At 68.6% G+C, this 15,183-nt stretch carries 15 protein-coding genes; 11 read left to right on the top strand and 4 right to left on the bottom strand.

Features of this window, described 5'->3' with window-relative positions; genetic code table 11:
• Window positions 1–86 precede the first annotated feature (86 nt).
• From AC1VXD_RS11900 to AC1VXD_RS11870, 7 genes are all read left to right on the top strand, one after another.
• Window positions 87–488 (top strand): hypothetical protein, encoded by a 402-nt coding sequence (locus AC1VXD_RS11900; RefSeq protein ID WP_482992209.1) that lies wholly within the window; start codon window positions 87–89, stop codon window positions 486–488.
• Between the two features lie 157 nt (window positions 489–645).
• Entirely contained in the window at window positions 646–3,063 is a 2,418-nt protein-coding gene (locus AC1VXD_RS11895) for a TonB-dependent receptor domain-containing protein (protein ID WP_482992208.1), read from the top strand.
• A 116-nt stretch (window positions 3,064–3,179) separates the two neighbouring features.
• Window positions 3,180–3,818, top strand: a complete 639-nt coding sequence (locus tag AC1VXD_RS11890) for a PepSY-associated TM helix domain-containing protein (RefSeq protein WP_482992207.1) — start codon at window positions 3,180–3,182, stop codon at window positions 3,816–3,818.
• Window positions 3,819–3,847: 29 nt separating this feature from the next.
• Window positions 3,848–4,366: a DUF2271 domain-containing protein gene (locus AC1VXD_RS11885; RefSeq protein ID WP_482992206.1), complete on the top strand. Its 519-nt coding sequence runs from the start codon at window positions 3,848–3,850 to the stop codon at window positions 4,364–4,366.
• Window positions 4,367–4,488: 122 nt separating this feature from the next.
• Complete coding sequence (locus AC1VXD_RS11880) at window positions 4,489–5,292, top strand: DUF4198 domain-containing protein (protein WP_108768061.1); 804 nt, start codon at window positions 4,489–4,491, stop codon at window positions 5,290–5,292.
• A gap of 52 nt (window positions 5,293–5,344) precedes the next feature.
• Entirely contained in the window at window positions 5,345–6,316 is a 972-nt protein-coding gene (locus AC1VXD_RS11875) for an FAD:protein FMN transferase (protein ID WP_482992205.1), read from the top strand.
• The gene (locus AC1VXD_RS11870; protein WP_482992204.1) at window positions 6,313–7,917 is read left to right on the top strand and encodes a sulfite reductase subunit alpha; all 1,605 of its coding nucleotides are present in this window, start codon (window positions 6,313–6,315) and stop codon (window positions 7,915–7,917) included. Before AC1VXD_RS11875 ends, AC1VXD_RS11870 begins: the two co-directional genes overlap by 4 nt.
• Window positions 7,918–8,022: 105 nt before the next feature.
• Here AC1VXD_RS11870 and AC1VXD_RS11865 read toward each other — a convergent pair whose 3' ends face one another.
• From AC1VXD_RS11865 to AC1VXD_RS11850, 4 genes are all read right to left on the bottom strand, one after another.
• Complete coding sequence (locus tag AC1VXD_RS11865) at window positions 8,023–8,628, bottom strand: HutD/Ves family protein (protein ID WP_482992203.1); 606 nt, start codon at window positions 8,626–8,628, stop codon at window positions 8,023–8,025.
• Window positions 8,629–8,662: 34 nt separating this feature from the next.
• Window positions 8,663–9,385 (bottom strand): murein L,D-transpeptidase catalytic domain family protein, encoded by a 723-nt coding sequence (locus AC1VXD_RS11860; protein ID WP_482992202.1) that lies wholly within the window; start codon window positions 9,383–9,385, stop codon window positions 8,663–8,665.
• Between the two features lie 17 nt (window positions 9,386–9,402).
• Window positions 9,403–10,470 carry a L,D-transpeptidase gene (locus tag AC1VXD_RS11855; RefSeq protein WP_482992201.1) on the bottom strand — a complete coding sequence of 356 codons (1,068 nt, stop codon included), beginning with the start codon at window positions 10,468–10,470 and terminating at the stop codon, window positions 9,403–9,405.
• Window positions 10,471–10,825: 355 nt separating this feature from the next.
• Window positions 10,826–11,221, bottom strand: coding sequence for a ComEA family DNA-binding protein (locus AC1VXD_RS11850; RefSeq protein ID WP_482992200.1), 396 nt, complete (start codon window positions 11,219–11,221; stop codon window positions 10,826–10,828).
• 133 nt (window positions 11,222–11,354) lie between these two features.
• On the opposite strand from AC1VXD_RS11850, the gene AC1VXD_RS11845 reads away from it, so the two are divergent.
• From AC1VXD_RS11845 to murU, 4 genes are all read left to right on the top strand, one after another.
• Entirely contained in the window at window positions 11,355–12,848 is a 1,494-nt protein-coding gene (locus tag AC1VXD_RS11845) for a M20 family metallopeptidase (RefSeq protein ID WP_313435135.1), read from the top strand.
• A 68-nt stretch (window positions 12,849–12,916) separates the two neighbouring features.
• Window positions 12,917–13,186, top strand: coding sequence for a GlsB/YeaQ/YmgE family stress response membrane protein (locus AC1VXD_RS11840; RefSeq protein WP_079220926.1), 270 nt, complete (start codon window positions 12,917–12,919; stop codon window positions 13,184–13,186).
• Window positions 13,187–13,246: 60 nt separating this feature from the next.
• Window positions 13,247–14,272, top strand: a complete 1,026-nt coding sequence (locus tag AC1VXD_RS11835; RefSeq protein ID WP_482992199.1) for an aminoglycoside phosphotransferase family protein — start codon at window positions 13,247–13,249, stop codon at window positions 14,270–14,272.
• Window positions 14,272–14,982, top strand: a complete 711-nt coding sequence (gene murU / locus AC1VXD_RS11830) for an N-acetylmuramate alpha-1-phosphate uridylyltransferase MurU (protein WP_482992198.1) — start codon at window positions 14,272–14,274, stop codon at window positions 14,980–14,982. Before AC1VXD_RS11835 ends, murU begins: the two co-directional genes overlap by 1 nt.
• Window positions 14,983–15,183 lie beyond the last annotated feature (201 nt).

Raw genomic sequence — 15,183 nt, 5'->3', positions numbered from 1 at the left:
ATGGTCCGGCGCACACCCAGGGGTTGCCTGCCTTGCGTCGCCCGTTCCGCCCTCGCCCGCTTCGCCTCGTGCAGTTCGGTACCGCCATGCGCGGTCATCGCCCTGCGCTGGCCAGCCTGTTGGCGTGGGTGGCGATGCTGGCGTTGCTGCTGGGCACCCTGCCGCTGCTGCCGCACGACGCGGCTGATGCCGCCGCGCAGGCCTGGCAGCAGCCGATGGAAGGCCGCGGCGGTGAAGTGCCGGTGGAAGAAGACGCACCCGCCAAGCTGCGCCGCTGTGTCTGCACGCCGACCAAGGCGGCCGACAAGTCGCCGCCACCGCCGCTGCTGCTGGCCAGCCAGTGGCTGCGCAGCGGACTGGATCTGCTTCCCCTCGCCCCGGCCAACGCCGGGGTGCGTCCGCATTGGCCGCTGGCCGCACCGGACATGCCCTGGGCCGACGCGCCCGGGCGTCGCAAGCAACGCGGCCAGGCGCCGCCGCTGGCCTGATCTCCGGCCCCGCGTGACCGCGCCTGCGGTCGCGCCTGCGCGCCGCTGCCTGCTCCATCCCCTGCTGCATCCCTGCTGCCCCTGACCGGGGCTCCCCGTGCATGCCGCGCGTTCCTCGCCGGCATCGCACCACCCTGCATCCTTCGAGGTTACTGCCATGGCCCAGCGCCATCGTGTCCGTTCGTCCCTGTCCCGCCACCTGTTCACCAGCGCCGTGCTGGCCGCCTTCGCCAGCCCCGCCTTCGCCAACGGCGAGGCCGCCGCCCCGCAGACCCTGGACAAGGTGGTGGTGACCGCCGCCGGCTTCGAACAGAAGGTGGTTGATGCGCCGGCCAGCATCAGCGTGGTCAGCCGCGAGGAACTGGCCAAGCGCCCGTACACCAGCCTGGTCGATGCGCTGCGAGACGTTGAAGGCATCGACGTCGGCCTGGAAGCCACCGACAAGAACGGCCGCGCCACCATTTCCATGCGTGGCCTGCCCTCCGAATACACCCTGGTGCTGATCGACGGCCGCCGCCAGAGCAATGTCGGCCAGCTGTACCCCAACAACTTCGGCGGCGGCCAGTTCTCGTACCTGCCGCCGCTGGACGCCATCGAGCGCATCGAAGTGGTGCGCGGCCCGATGTCCACCCTGTACGGCTCGGATGCGATGGGCGGCGTCATCAACATCATCACCCGCCGCAACCAGGACAGCTGGCACGGCTCGCTCAGGCAGGGCTTCACCGTGCAGCAGAGCGACCAGTTCGGCGATGCGCGCACCACCGACGTCTACCTCAGCGGCCCGCTGCTGAAGGACCGCATCAGCATGGCCGTGCGCGGCAGCTACTACGACGCCAAGGCCTCCAACCCGGAATGGGATGCGCTGCCCCTGCCCGATGGCACGCTGTGGGAACGCAGCATCGGCTTCGGCGGCGGTGGCAAGTCGGTGGCCAACACCAACTGGAACACCGGCCTGCGCCTGGGCTTCCGCATCAACGACGACCACGAGCTGTGGCTGGACTACGACGTCTCGCGGCAGAAGTACGACAACAGTGAGGGGCAGACTGGCACCCTGGACAGCCTGGCCAGCCTGTGGCGCGTCGGCAACGCGGTCATCCCCAACCCGAACGGCAGCGGCACGATCACCCGCCGCGTGGTGCAGCCGCGCGTGGGCTACACCGCCTACCAGCGCTACGAGCGCGACCAGCTGTCACTGACCCACCAGGGCCGCTACAGCTTCGGCACCTGGCAGACCTCGCTGACCCACAGCAAGAGCAACAACCTCGGCCGCTCGCTGCCGCTGACCCTGGACGAGCGCGCCAACCTGCAGACCCTGTGGAACGATGTCTGCCAGCGCACCGGCGCCGCCAACAACTGCGCGGCCGGCCGCACCAATGCACTCGGTACGCTCAACGCCGAAGAGATGGCGCGCCTGCAGGCCTTCCTGCCGCGTCCGCTGCGCACCATGGAACTGGAAGGCTACGTGCTGGACACGATGCTCGACCTGGACTTCGGTGCGCACAAGCTGACCGTCGGCGGCCAGTACAACGACACCGACATGATCGACGGCGTGTTCGGCATGGATGGCGCCGGCTACCGCAGCAACACCAAGCAGAAGCACCGCATGTGGGCGCTGTTCGCCGAGGACAACTGGTCGCTGACCGACACCCTGACCGCGACCTTCGGCCTGCGTTACGACGACCACAACGTGTTCGGCAGCCACGTCAGCCCGCGCGGCTACCTGGTGTGGAATGCCAGCGACGCCTGGATCTTCAAGGGTGGCGTCAGCACCGGCTACAAGACGCCGCGCCCGGACCAGCTGTTCCCCGGCATCAGCGGCTTCGGTGGCCAGGGCGTGCTGCCGCTGGTGGGCTCGCCCAACCTGAAGCCGGAAACCAGCACCAACTACGAGCTGGCCGCGTACTACGAAGGCCAGCGCTGGGGCCTGAACGTCACCGGCTTCATCAACACGTTCGAGGACAAGATCGCCAGCGGCGGCACCTTCCCGAACTGCGAAGTGGCCCCGGCCGGCAGCGGCTACTGCGTGGACATCGGCCCGGGCTGGGCGGAACTGGGCTACAGCACCTTCACCCAGAGCGTGAACATCGACAAGGCCGAAACGCGTGGCGTGGAAATGGCCGCGCATGTCGACCTGCTCGACAGCCTGCAGCTGCGCGGCAACTACACGTGGACCAAGAGCGAGCAGACCAGCGGCGCGCAGAAGGGCCTGCCGATCGCCGGTACGACCCCGGCCAGGCACATGGCCAATGCCAGCCTCAACTGGCAGCTCAACGATGCCATCAGCCTGTCGCTGATCGGCGAAGGCCGCTACGACCGCTACCGCGACACGATCCTCGACGCCAACGGCGCCAGCCACAACCGCTACTACCAGGACTACACGATCTTCCACCTGGGCGGCAGCTGGGACGCCACCCCGTGGCTGACTTTCAATGCACGCATCAACAACCTGCTGGACAAGAACTTCGTCTCGCAGTCGTGCCTGCTGATCAGCCAGAGCGAGTTCAACTGCGTCGATGACTATGCGACCAAGGACCAGCGCCGCAGTTACTGGATCTCGTTGAACGCGAAGTTCTGACCGCGGCATGCATCGCGTGCCGCCTCCGGGCGGCACGGGATACACAACGACACCTAATTGCGAGCCATTCTCATTAATGCTGTAATGGGTAGTCTTCACCCGCCCCGAAAAACGCCGTGAGCCGTCCTGCCTCTTCCGCTGTGCAGCAGCAACAAAGCCGTGGCTTCTGGCTGCGTACGCTGCACCAGTGGCATTGGATCAGCTCGGCGGTGTGCCTGATCGGCATGCTGCTGTTCGCGGCCACCGGCCTGACCCTGAACCACGCGGCGAAGATCGAGGCCAAGCCGCAGGTGCAGAACCAGAAGCTGGAACTGCCGGCCAAGCTGCTGGGCGCGCTGGGTGACCGCGAAGACGGCAACGCGCCGATTCCGCTGCCTGCCCGGCAATGGCTGGATGCGCAGCTGGACATCGGCATCGGCGGGCGCCCCGCCGAATGGTCGCCGGAAGAGATCTACCTGTCGCTGCCGCGCCCCGGTGGCGACGCCTGGCTGAGCATCGACCGCGAAAGCGGTGCGGTGGAATTCGAATCGACCTCACGCGGCGTGGTGTCCTACCTCAACGACCTGCACAAGGGCCGCAATGCCGGCCCGGCGTGGGGCTGGTTCCTGGACCTGTTCGCGGTGGCCTGCCTGGTGTTCTGCATCACCGGCCTGTTCCTGCTGCACCTGCATGCGCGGCAGCGGCGCATGACCTGGCCGCTGGTCGGCCTGGGCCTGATGATCCCGCTGCTGATCGCCCTGTTGCTGATCCACTGACTTCCGTCCGTTCCCTCCGGAGCCGCCCCATGCGCGTCACCCTCACCATCGCCCTCAGCGGCCTGCTGGCCACCTCGCCGGCCTACGCGGCCACCCTCGACATCAACGTCGAAGTGCCCAAGCTCAACGTCGCCGAATACCACCGCCCGTATGTGGCCGTGTGGCTGGAAGGTGCCGACCAGAAGGTCGCCGCCAACCTGTCGGTCTGGTACCAGCAGACCGGCAACAGCGAAGGCCATGGCAGCAAGTGGCTGCCCGACCTGCGCCAGTGGTGGCGCAAGAGCGGCCGCACCCTGCAGGTGCCGGTGGACGGCGTGACCGGCCCCACCCGCCCGGCCGGCAAGCACGCGCTGTCCTTCAGCGACCAGCAGCCGGCGCTGAGGCAGCTGGCCCCAGGCAGCTACACCCTGGTGGTGGAAGCAGTGCGCGAAGTCGGCGGCCGCGAACTGCTGAAGATTCCCTTCACCTGGCCGGCCACCGCCGCGCGGTCCGGCAAGGCGCAGGGCGCCACCGAACTGGGCCAGGTCACCTTGGCCGTCAAGCCGTAACTGCATGACCGGGGTCGGATCCCTTCCGCAGGAAAGGCTCTGACCCCATCGCCCTATCCCTCGGGGGTCAGAGCCCTTTCCGTCGGAAAGGGATCCGACGCCTTCCAACTGGAGTCTTCCGCATGAAGCGCACGCTCGTCCTAGCCGCCGCCCTGGCCGCTGCCCTTCCGTTCTCCGCCCTGGCCCACAAGGCCTGGCTGCTCCCCTCGCAGACCGTCATCGCCGGCAACGCGCCGTGGATCACCGTCGACGGCGCCGTCTCCAACGACCTGTTCTATTTCAACCACGTGCCGCTGCGCCTGGAATCGCTGGTCATCACCGCGCCGGACGGCAGCAGCGTGCAGCCGCAGAACGCGGCCACCGGCAAGTACCGCAGCGTGTTCGACCTCGAACTGAAGCAGCAGGGCACCTACCGCATCGCCTCGGTCAATGACGGCCTGTTCGCCACCTACGAGCAGAACGGCGAGCGCAAGCGCTGGCGCGGCACCGCCGCGACCTTCGGCGAACTGCCCAAGGATGCGAAGAAGCTGGAAGTGAGCCAGTCGGTGGGTCGCGTGGAAACCTTCGTCACCAACGGCGCGCCGAACGACACCGCGCTGAAGCCGACCAACCGCGGCATCGAACTGGTGGCCGTGGGCCATCCGAACGATCTGTTCGCCGGCGAGGAAGCCACCTTCCGCGTGCTGGTGGATGGGAAGCCAACCGCCGGCCTGGAATTTGAGATCGTGCGCGGCGCCACCCGCTACCGGAACGCGCAGGACGAGCTGAAGCTGACCAGCGACGCCAAGGGCGAGATCAAGGTGACCTGGCCCGAAGCCGGCATGTACTGGCTGGAAACCGGCACCGAAGACAACAAGACCTCGGTGAAGCAGGCCGCCAAACGCCGCCTGAGTTACGTCGCCACCCTGGAAGTGCTGCCACAATGACGCGGACCGCGGTGCCGGGCCCGTCCCGGCATCGCGCCTGCAACGCCCCGCCATGACCGATTCCCTGCTCGACATCGCCCGCCTCGGCGGCACCACCATGGGCACCACCTGGAGTGTGTCGCTGGTGGCGCCACGCCACCGCGACCTGCACCCGCTGCACGCCGGCATCCACGCACGCCTGGATGAAGTGGTCGCGCAGATGAGCACCTGGGAAGCCGGTTCGGACCTGGGCCGCTACAACCGCGCCGACGCGGGCCAATGGTGCCCGCTGCCGGCCGAAACCCGCCACGTGCTGGCCGCCGCGCAGGCCATTGCTGCTGCCAGCGAGGGCGCCTTCGATCCCACCCTGGGCCCGCTGGTCGCGCTCTGGGGCTTCGGTGCACAGGCCGGCCCGCGCCGCGTGCCCGACGCCGCCATCCTGCAGGCCACCCGCGCCCGCTGCGGCTGGCAGCACCTGCAGTGGCGCGATGATGCGCTGCTGCAACCCGGCGGCCTGGAACTTGATCTCTCTGCGATTGCGAAAGGCTTCGGTGTCGACCACGTCGCCGCCTGGCTGCGCGCGCAGGGCATCACCGCTGCGCTGATCGAAGTGGGTGGCGAACTGGCCGGCTACGGCCGCAAGCCCGATGGGCAACCGTGGCGCGTGCTGGTGGAATCGGCGCCGGAAGAAGACGCGCACACCGATACGCCGCCGCGCGTGCTGGCACTGGACGGCAAGGCCGTGGCCACCTCCGGCGACCGCTGGCACCAGTACCAGGCCGATGGCCAGGCCTACAGCCACAGCCTGGACCCGCGCAGCGGCATGCCGGTGCGCCAGGTCGCCGCGGCCGTCACCGTGGTGGCCGACGATGCGATGCACGCCGATGCCTGGGCCACCGCGCTGACCGTCCTCGGCCGCGAACAGGGCCTGGCCCTCGCCGAGCGCGAAGGCCTGGCCGCACGCTACCTGGAACGGGCCATCGACGGTCCGCACGAATACCTCAGCAGCGCCTTCCAGCACCTGCTCGACGAGCAGGCCGCATGAGCCCCCGGCCGTCGCGCGCCGTTCTCGGCAACGTGATCGTGATGGTGCTGCTGGCCGTGGCCGGCTACGCACTGCTGCGCCTGCACCTGGGCGAAACCTGGTGGCAGGGCGCGCCGCCTGCGCGGCATTGGCAGGGCGCGCTGCTGGCGACGGCGTTGTACGCGCTGGCCTGCACCGCCCTGTGGTGGCGCGGCCGCCCGCGCGATGACGCCGCCAGCGGTGATGTCGCCCCCCTGCTGCTGGTGTGGTCCAGCCAGACCGGCTTCGCCCGCGAACTGGCCCAACGCAGCGCCGAGGCCTTGCGTGCCGCCGGCCTGCCGGTGCGCGTGCGTGGCCTGCACGACGTCGATGCCGCACTGCTGACGCAGAGCCAGCGTGCACTGTTCATCGCCAGCACCACCGGCGAAGGCGATGCACCTGACCACGCCCTGCCATTCCTGCGCCGGGTGATGAGCACCTCGCCCACGCTGGGCCACCTGCAGTTCGGTGTGCTCGCGCTGGGCGACCGCAGCTACGGCCACTTCAGTGCATTCGGCCACCAGCTCGATGACTGGCTGCGCCAGCACGGCGCGCACCCGATGTTCGATGCGATCGAAGTCGACAACGCCGATCCTGCCGCGCTGCGCCACTGGCAGCAGCTGCTGGGGCAGATCGGCGGCGGCGCCAGTGAGCTGCCCGACTGGAGCCCGGCCGACTACCAGTCGTGGCCGCTGCTGCAGCGCGAGCACCTCAACCCCGGCAGCCTCGGCGGGCCGGTGTACTGGCTACGCCTGCAGCCACCGGCCGGCAGTGATGCGCAGTGGCAGGCCGGCGATGTCGCCGAGATCGGCCCGCAACACGCCGCATCCAGCACGCGCGACTGGCTGCGCGCACGCGACTTCAATCCGGAGCTGCCGCTGGACGATGGCCGCACCCTGCTGGATCGCGTCGTGCGCTCGCACCTGCCCAGCCTGGTGGCGCCCGGCGACCTGCCCGGGCTGCTGGCTGCACTGCAGCCGCTGCCGCACCGCGAATACTCGATTGCCTCGGTGATGGCCGATGGCGCGCTGGAACTGCTGCTGCGCCGCCAGCTGCGCGCCGACGGCACGCCCGGCATCGGCAGTGGCTGGCTGTGCGACCACGCCGTACTGCACGAACCAGTGCAGCTGCGCCTGCGCCGCAACCAGAATTTCCACGGCGTGGCCGCCGAGGTTCCACTGCTGCTGATCGGCAACGGTACCGGCATCGCCGGCCTGCGCGCGCACCTGCATGAGCGCGCCCGCGGCGGCGCGCGCCGCACCTGGCTGCTGTTCGGCGAACGCTCGGCCGCACACGATTTCCATTTCGGCGACGAACTGCAGGCGATGCTGGCCGACGGTACGCTGGCACGGCTGGATGCGGTGTTCAGCCGCGATGGCGGCGCGCATCGTTACGTGCAGGATCGGCTGCTGGCCGAAGCCGCGACACTGCGGCAGTGGGTGGAGGAAGGCGCCACGATCCTGGTCTGCGGCAGCCTGCAGGGCATGGCCCCGGCGGTGGACGCAGTGATCGAGCAGGTGCTCGGTGCCGACGGCAAGGAAGCGCTGCTGCTGGCCGGTCGTTACCGGCGCGACGTGTATTGACCCCAACCGCATCCACGCATGGCGTGGATCTACTGCGCGGTGGGGGTGGGTGCGGACCGTTGGTCCGCACTGACGACGCCCCATCACGCCGGGCATGGCCCGGCGCTACCCGGCCGTCGTTACCCGTATCGCCAACAACTCACCGCCGCCCTGCAATGCATGCCGTTGCCTTTCACCGGCGGCCAACCATGTGGTATCCCCGGCCTGCATCGGCGGCAGCCCGCTGTCCGCACCGAATTCCGCATGCCCGGCCAGCAGGTACAACGCCCAGGCCACGCCCGGTTCGCAGAAGAAGAACATCGACCCCACAAGTGGCCGGTGCAGCAGCTCGGCCTGCAACAACCCACGCTTCCACATCAGGTTGAAATCGTGGGTGGTGCCATCGACCAGCTCGCCGTCCAGCGCTTCCTCGCCGGCGAAGCGCACGCGACCATGAGGCGGCAGCACCTCGGCCACGCGGCCATCGGCGAAACGCAGGCGCACGCCATTGCCCTGCAGCAGCACCAGCTCGCGCTCCACGCGGGGGAACGCGGAAAACGCGGCGTCCTGTTCGATCTCGGCCACCGACAGGCGCAGCGCCCAGTCATCGCCCTGGGCGGGCAGGCGCAGGATCTCGCGGGTCCAGCCCAGGCCATTGCGCCAGCGTTCGCGGCGGTAGTCCAGGCTCGAAATCACCTGGCTTGGGGTGCGCAGCAGAGCATCTATGTCCATGCGCGCATTGCATCATGCCGCGCGCGATCGCGCATCACCGCGCAGCCACGCCTGCCTCGCCGCACTGCGGCGCCAGCAGCTGCGAGTGCTGCAGCCATTGCGGATCAGGGTAATAGGCGAACACCAGGGTGCCGCCGCGCAGCGAATCGATCAGCGGCCGCGACACCGAGAGGCGCACCGCCGGGCAGCCCAGGCTGCGGCCGAGCCGGCCCTGCAGGCGGGCCATGGTCGGGTTCACGTAGGGCGCGCCGTGAATGACGATGGCACGGTCGCGCGCCTTGTCATTGAAACCCGGTTCCAGCCCATCCAGCCGCAGCGAATAGCCGTTGCCGCCCATGTAGGTTTCCTGCGCGGTGAAGGCACCGATGCTGGACATGAAGCTGCCGTCGCGGTTGGAGAAGTGCTCGGTGCGGTTGCCGCCACTGTTGCGGCCGTGCGCTACCCATTCCTCGAACAACAGGCGCTGCCGCGCCAGGTCGAACACCCACAGGCGTTGCTCGGTGGATGGCCGCGAGTAATCGATCACACCCAGCCGCTCGGCCTTGATGCCCAGTTCCGGCCGCTGCAGCGCGCAGCGCAAAGCCGTCGCCGCCAGCTTCAAGACGTGGCGGTCGGCCTTGGGCGCCGTGCGCGCCAGCAGCGCGGTCAGGTCGTCGGTGCTGGGGGTGGCCGCCGGTGCTGCCGCCGTCGCGCCAGCTGCGGCAAGGAGCGCAAGCAGGCCACAGGCGGCCTGCCAGCGCGTGCGTGAAGCAATCATGGGCACACGATATTCACTCAGGACTTCTTCGAGGTGGGCGTGGCCGGTTCGGATTCCAAGACCGGCTGCATCCCCGATTCAGCCGCGCTTGGGCGCACGGCCGGCAGCGAGGTGACCAGCAGGGTCGTGCCCGGCACCAGCACCTTGTACAGCTGGCGTGCGAAATCAGTCGGCAGCGCCATCGGCAGCGACGGCGTCGCCAGCAGGTCCGGGGTGGCCTGCGCGCGGTCCTGGCCCAGCAGCGGGTAGGCGGTCCACTGGTGCAGGCGCTGCTGGGTATCCAGCGGGCTCGGCGTTTCGCTGAAGCCCTGGCCCATCACGAACAGCGTCGTGCCCTGGAAGGCCGGCAGCGCATCGGCGCGCAGCGGCGATTCGCCGATCATCACGCCATCGCGCAGCACGTACAGGCGCTGGTCGTGCAGGCTGACCAGGATGCCGACCTGGCCGCTTGGTGCGGCCGCATCATCCCACCACGCCTTGGCCGGGCTGGCGCCTTTGGTTTCCGGCAGCGCCTGGCCGCGGGCATTCACCGGTGCCAGCACCGCCGGGTACGCCAGGGTCATCGGCGCGCTCTTGGCGTTGGCCACCACCACCGTATCGCCGCGCTGGGTCTCGCTGAACAGCTTCTGCGCGAAGGCCTGCGGCAGGCGCACGCAGCCATGCGAGGCCGGGTGCCCGGGCAGGCTGCCGCCGTGCAGGGCGATGCCGTCCCAGGTCAGCCGCTGCATGTAGGGCATCGGCGCGCTGTTGTAGAGGTTGGATTTGTGATCCTTGTCTTTCTGCAGGATGGTGAACACGCCGGTCGGCGTTTCATGCCCGGTCTTGCCCGAGCTGATCGTGCTCAGGCCGATGGCGATGCCGTTGCGGTACACGTAGGCGCGCTGCTCATCCAGGCTGACCACCAGCACGATCGGGCCGGCCGGCGACACTTCCGGGTGCCACAGGTATTCACCGGGCTTGAGATCGGTCGGGCCGCGCACTTCGGCGGTGGCGGTGGTGCTCTTGGCGGCAGGCGTCGCAGCCTGCGCCACCAGCGGCAGGGCCAGGGCAAGTGCGAGCATCAGGGGCAGACGGGGCAGGCGCATCCAGCAGGTTCCAATCCGTGGGGGAACCCTCAACCTACACCATTGGCGGTGAGGCGCTGCGCCACACTCTGCCCATGCCAGAAAGAGAAATGCCCGGCGACACAGCCATGTGTCGTACCGGGCACTCGTTACGTCCTTGTCGGCCTGCTGCCACCCCCTCGCATCCTGCGCTGTGGGGGCGGCGTTGCATCCTGCACGCGGCCGCATTCGTCCTGTTTATATCTCAGCCCCTTCCACAGGTCTGTGATGCCACCATCCTGGTGATTGGTGCCGCATCCCTGCGACGGTCGGTGGGCACGGCCTTCCTGTCCGTGTCCGGTGAACCAGCCTCCTGCCGGTCCCGACGATCCTGCTGTCAACGCCTGGGTACAGAGCGCACCGGTACCGATCCGGGTACCGGATCCGCTGGTAACATCGTGTTGCCGACGGTGATCCGCTGTCGATTCCGTTCGACGATTGCTGTCCCTATCCCTTTCACCTGCGTCAGGTCCTCGACGCGATGAAATGGGCCATGTCTGCGCCGGTGCTCGACGATTGCCGCGGCCTTTACGGCCCCGACCATCGCCAGTCCCTGCTGAAGCGCCTGGGCATCGGCGCGGTTGATGTCGATCGGCTCGGCGGCTTGCGCCCCCACCACCCACATCACCAGCACCACCGCCCTGAACACGACTGACCAAGGCACGACGTGTATCTCCTTGTGGTTCTGGCCGTCCCGAGCGGCAATCCCGTCGGTCGAAACAGTGTCCGTCACCACATGTGCACAGCCTATCGGTTTCGGCGATTTCTAAAAGCCAGCCAAATACCCGACGTGCTGTAGGAAAAACCCTACCCCCGGCACAGGCGTAGAATGGCGGCATCACATGCCCATGCAACCGGAGTTTCAGATGGACAGCGCCAAGCTCGGCCAATTCGTCAATGACAAGTGGGACAGCGAGATCGTCCCGCAGTTGGTCGACTACATCCGCATCCCCAACAAGTCGCCGATGTTCGACGCCAACTGGGTGCAGAACGGCTACATGGAACAGGCGGTCACCCTGATGGAAAACTGGGCCAAGGCCCAGCAGCTGCCCGGCCTGAAGGTCGAGGTGGTGCGCCTGGAAGGCCGCACCCCGCTGATTTTCCTGGAAATTCCCGCCACCGGCGCCGAGACCGGCGACGACACCATCCTGCTCTACGGGCACCTGGACAAGCAGCCGGAAATGACCGGCTGGGATGACGACCTCGGCCCCTGGACCCCGGTCCTGCGCGGCGACAAGCTGTATGGCCGCGGCGGCGCCGACGACGGTTACGCCATCTTCGGCTCGCTGGCCGCGGTGCTGGCCCTGCAGGCCCAGGGCCTGCCGCACGCCCGCTGCGTGGTCCTGATCGAAGCCTGCGAAGAGTCGGGCAGCTACGACCTGCCGGCCTACGTCGACCACTTGGCCGACCGCATCGGCAAGCCGTCGCTGGTGGTCTGCCTGGATTCGGGCTGCGCCAACTACGACCAGTTGTGGTGCACCACCTCGCTGCGCGGCCTGACCGGCGGCAACTTCACGGTCAAGGTGCTCAACGAAGGCGTGCATTCCGGCGATGCCTCCGGCGTCATCCCGTCCAGCTTCCGCCTGCTGCGCCAGATCCTGTCGCGCATCGAGGACCAGGACACCGGCCGCATCCTGATCGACGGCATGAACGTCGAGATCCCGGCCGAGCGCCAGGCCCAGGCCAAGCGTGCCGCTGAAGTGGTCGATACCGAGATCTTCGAGAAGTTCCCGATGGTCGACGGCCTGCGCCCGATGAACGAGGACCTGACCGAGCTGGTGCTCAACCGCACCTGGCGCCCAGCGCTGTCGGTCACCGGCGTGGGCGGCATGCCGCCGCTGGAATCGGCCGGCAACGTGCTGCGCCCGCAGACCTCTGTGAAGCTGTCGCTGCGCCTGCCGCCGACCGCCGACGGCAAGACCTGCGGCGAACTGCTGAAGGAAGCGCTGCTGCGCGATCCGCCGAACGGCGCACAGGTCACCCTGGACCTGGAAAAGGCCTCCACCGGCTGGAACGCCCCGGCCATGGCGCCGTGGCTGACCCAGGCCATCGACGACGCCAGCCAGGCCTTCTTCGGCAAGCCGGCGATGTACATGGGCGAAGGCGGCTCGATCCCGTTCATGGGCATGCTGGGTGAGAAGTTCCCGGGCGCCCAGTTCATGATCACCGGCGTGCTCGGCCCGCACTCCAACGCGCACGGTCCGAACGAATTCCTGCACATCCCGATGGGCAAGAAGGTCACCGCCTGCGTGTCCAAGGTCATCAGCGAGCACTACGCCGCCAGCCTGCGCGGCGAGACCAGCGGTTCGCCGGTGGCTGCCGACAGCGGCACCCGCCACGGCGACCACGGCTGCTGCTGATCGCACACCCGTGACGGACGCAGCCTGGCCTTGCTAGGCTGCGTCCACCCCAAGCGGAACGCATGCACATGAATGGTCTGTTCGGCAGCAGCAGCTGGCTGTACATCCTGCTGGTCGGTTTCTTCGTCGGCCTGCTCGGGCGCTTCTTCATGCCCGGCAACAACCGCATGGGCTGCCTGCTGACCATCGTGCTCGGCATCGTCGGCGCCCTGGTGGCCGGCTGGTTCGGCCAGTACATGGGCTGGTATTCCCCCGGCGAACCGGCCGGTTTCCTCGGCGCAGTGGTCGGCGCGGTGGCCGTGCTGGCGCTGATGCGGCTGTTCACCCCACGCCGCTGACACCCCTCTTCCCTCTTTCCCCCTGAGCTTGGCGCGCCCGTCGCGCCCGGAACTGCCTGCATGACCGAACCTGCCTCCGATCCCCAGCGCAGCGCGCAGCGCCTGCAGTGGGCCCGCACCCAGCTGGACGATGCCAACGCGGTGGTCGAGCGCGCCTCGGTCGATGCCGGCCTGCGCAGCTACTGGCGCACCACCAGCACGCGCGGCAGCCACATCGTGATGGATGCCCCGCCCGGCCTGGAAGACCCGCGGCCGTGGCTGCGCATGCGCGGCCTGCTGCACGACCACGGCCTGCGCGTGCCTGCCCTGCTGGGCCAGGATCTCGAAGCCGGCTTCCTGCTGCTGGAGGATCTCGGTGGCCCGACCCTGGCCAAGGTGCTGGACGAGCGCAATGCCGATGCCTGGTTCAACCGTTCCATCGACCAGCTGCTGCGCCTGCAGGCGATCCCGGTGCCCGAGGATTTCGGCCGCTTCGGCGAAGCCCTGCTGCAGCGTGATGCCGGCCTGTTCGACGAATGGTTCCTGCAGCGCCACCTGGGCATTACCTTGGACAGCGCCGAGGCCGAGAGCCTGCAGCAGGCGCAGCGCCTGCTGATGGACAACGCACTGGGCCAGGCCCAGCTGATGACCCATCGCGACTACATGCCGCGCAACCTGATGCCGGTCGACGACGGTCCGGCCATCCTCGATTTCCAGGACCTGGTGCGTGGCCCGATCGCCTACGACGCGGTGAGCCTGTTCAAGGACGCCTTCCTGAGCTGGCCGCTGCCGCGCGTGGACGCCTGGCTGGCGCAGTACCACCAGCGCGCGCTCGACGCCGGCCTGCCGGTACCCGACCGCGCGACCTTCCTGCGCGATGCCGACTGGATGGGCATCCAGCGTCACCTGAAGTGCCTGGGCATCTTCAGCCGCCTGCGCTACCGCGACAACAAGGGCCATTACCTGGACGACGTGCCGCGCTTCATCGGCTACCTGGATGAAGTGCTGCCGCGCTACCCCGCACTGGCCGCGCTGCAGCAGCTGCTGGACGAACGCATCAAGCCGGCGCTTGCCGAGCTGGCCGCACCGATGCGCGTGGTGCGCTGATGAAAGCGCTGATCTTCGCCGCCGGCCTCGGCGAGCGCATGCGCCCGCTGACCCTGCACACGCCCAAGCCGCTGCTGGCGGTGGCCGGCAAGCCGCTGATCGTGTGGCACCTGGAGCGGCTGGCCGCGCTGGGCGTGCGCGAGGTGGTGGTCAACACCGCCTGGCTGGCCGCGCAGTTCGCGGCCACGCTGGGCGATGGCAGCCAGTGGGGCCTGCAGCTGCACTTCGTGCACGAAGGCGAGACCCCGCTGGAAACCGGCGGCGGCATCCTCAATGCCCTGCCGCTGTTGGGCGAGGCCCCGTTCCTGGTGGTCAACGGCGATATCTGGACCGACTTCGATTTCGCCACCCTTCCCGCGGAGCCGCAGGGCCAGGCGCACCTGGTGCTGGTGGACAACCCGGCACAGCACCCCGAGGGCGATTACCGCCTGGATGCGCAGGGCCTGCTGCACCACGACCGCGCCGGACCGTGCCTGACCTATGCCGGCATCGGCGTGTACAGGCCGTCGATCGTGGCGGACTGGCGCGCGGTGATCGGCGATGCGCCGGGCAGCGAGCGTGTTCCACCGAAGTTCTCGGTGGTGCCGCTGCAGAAGCACTTCATGGCGCAGGGGTTGATGACCGGGCAGCACCATCGCGGGCGCTGGACCGATGTCGGGACGGTGGATCGGCTGCGGGCGCTGGATGCGGAGTTGGCGGCGAACGGCTGAGCCCCTCGTGGCTGGGCGCTCAAATCAAAAGCCGTGCTTGGCCGGTCGGGATGGGCTGCGCAGGGGACGCTGCAAGTACGTCCATGTAGCTCGGTCGCCGCATCCATGCGGCTCACTGATCTGGTCCCCCAGCAGCGGACGCCAAGAAGCGATACTGAATCGTACTTGGAGGTCCCCTTATGTCTCGCGCCACCCGCCGTA

The organism is Stenotrophomonas sp. STEN054, from assembly GCF_056854535.1.
Note: the sequence above shows the minus strand (reverse complement) of the source record. Positions and strands in the feature narration are given on the sequence as shown.

Coding starts and splice junctions, on each gene's coding strand:
- AC1VXD_RS11875 (WP_482992205.1), top strand. CDS start 5,345: ATGACCGATTCCCTGCTCGACATCGCCCGCCTCGGCGGCACCACCATG.
- AC1VXD_RS11840 (WP_079220926.1), top strand. CDS start 12,917: ATGAATGGTCTGTTCGGCAGCAGCAGCTGGCTGTACATCCTGCTGGTC.
- AC1VXD_RS11895 (WP_482992208.1), top strand. CDS start 646: ATGGCCCAGCGCCATCGTGTCCGTTCGTCCCTGTCCCGCCACCTGTTC.
- murU (WP_482992198.1), top strand. CDS start 14,272: ATGAAAGCGCTGATCTTCGCCGCCGGCCTCGGCGAGCGCATGCGCCCG.
- AC1VXD_RS11880 (WP_108768061.1), top strand. CDS start 4,489: ATGAAGCGCACGCTCGTCCTAGCCGCCGCCCTGGCCGCTGCCCTTCCG.
- AC1VXD_RS11865 (WP_482992203.1), bottom strand. CDS start 8,628: ATGGACATAGATGCTCTGCTGCGCACCCCAAGCCAGGTGATTTCGAGC.
- AC1VXD_RS11885 (WP_482992206.1), top strand. CDS start 3,848: ATGCGCGTCACCCTCACCATCGCCCTCAGCGGCCTGCTGGCCACCTCG.
- AC1VXD_RS11870 (WP_482992204.1), top strand. CDS start 6,313: ATGAGCCCCCGGCCGTCGCGCGCCGTTCTCGGCAACGTGATCGTGATG.
- AC1VXD_RS11900 (WP_482992209.1), top strand. CDS start 87: ATGCGCGGTCATCGCCCTGCGCTGGCCAGCCTGTTGGCGTGGGTGGCG.
- AC1VXD_RS11845 (WP_313435135.1), top strand. CDS start 11,355: ATGGACAGCGCCAAGCTCGGCCAATTCGTCAATGACAAGTGGGACAGC.
- AC1VXD_RS11835 (WP_482992199.1), top strand. CDS start 13,247: ATGACCGAACCTGCCTCCGATCCCCAGCGCAGCGCGCAGCGCCTGCAG.
- AC1VXD_RS11855 (WP_482992201.1), bottom strand. CDS start 10,470: ATGCGCCTGCCCCGTCTGCCCCTGATGCTCGCACTTGCCCTGGCCCTG.
- AC1VXD_RS11860 (WP_482992202.1), bottom strand. CDS start 9,385: ATGATTGCTTCACGCACGCGCTGGCAGGCCGCCTGTGGCCTGCTTGCG.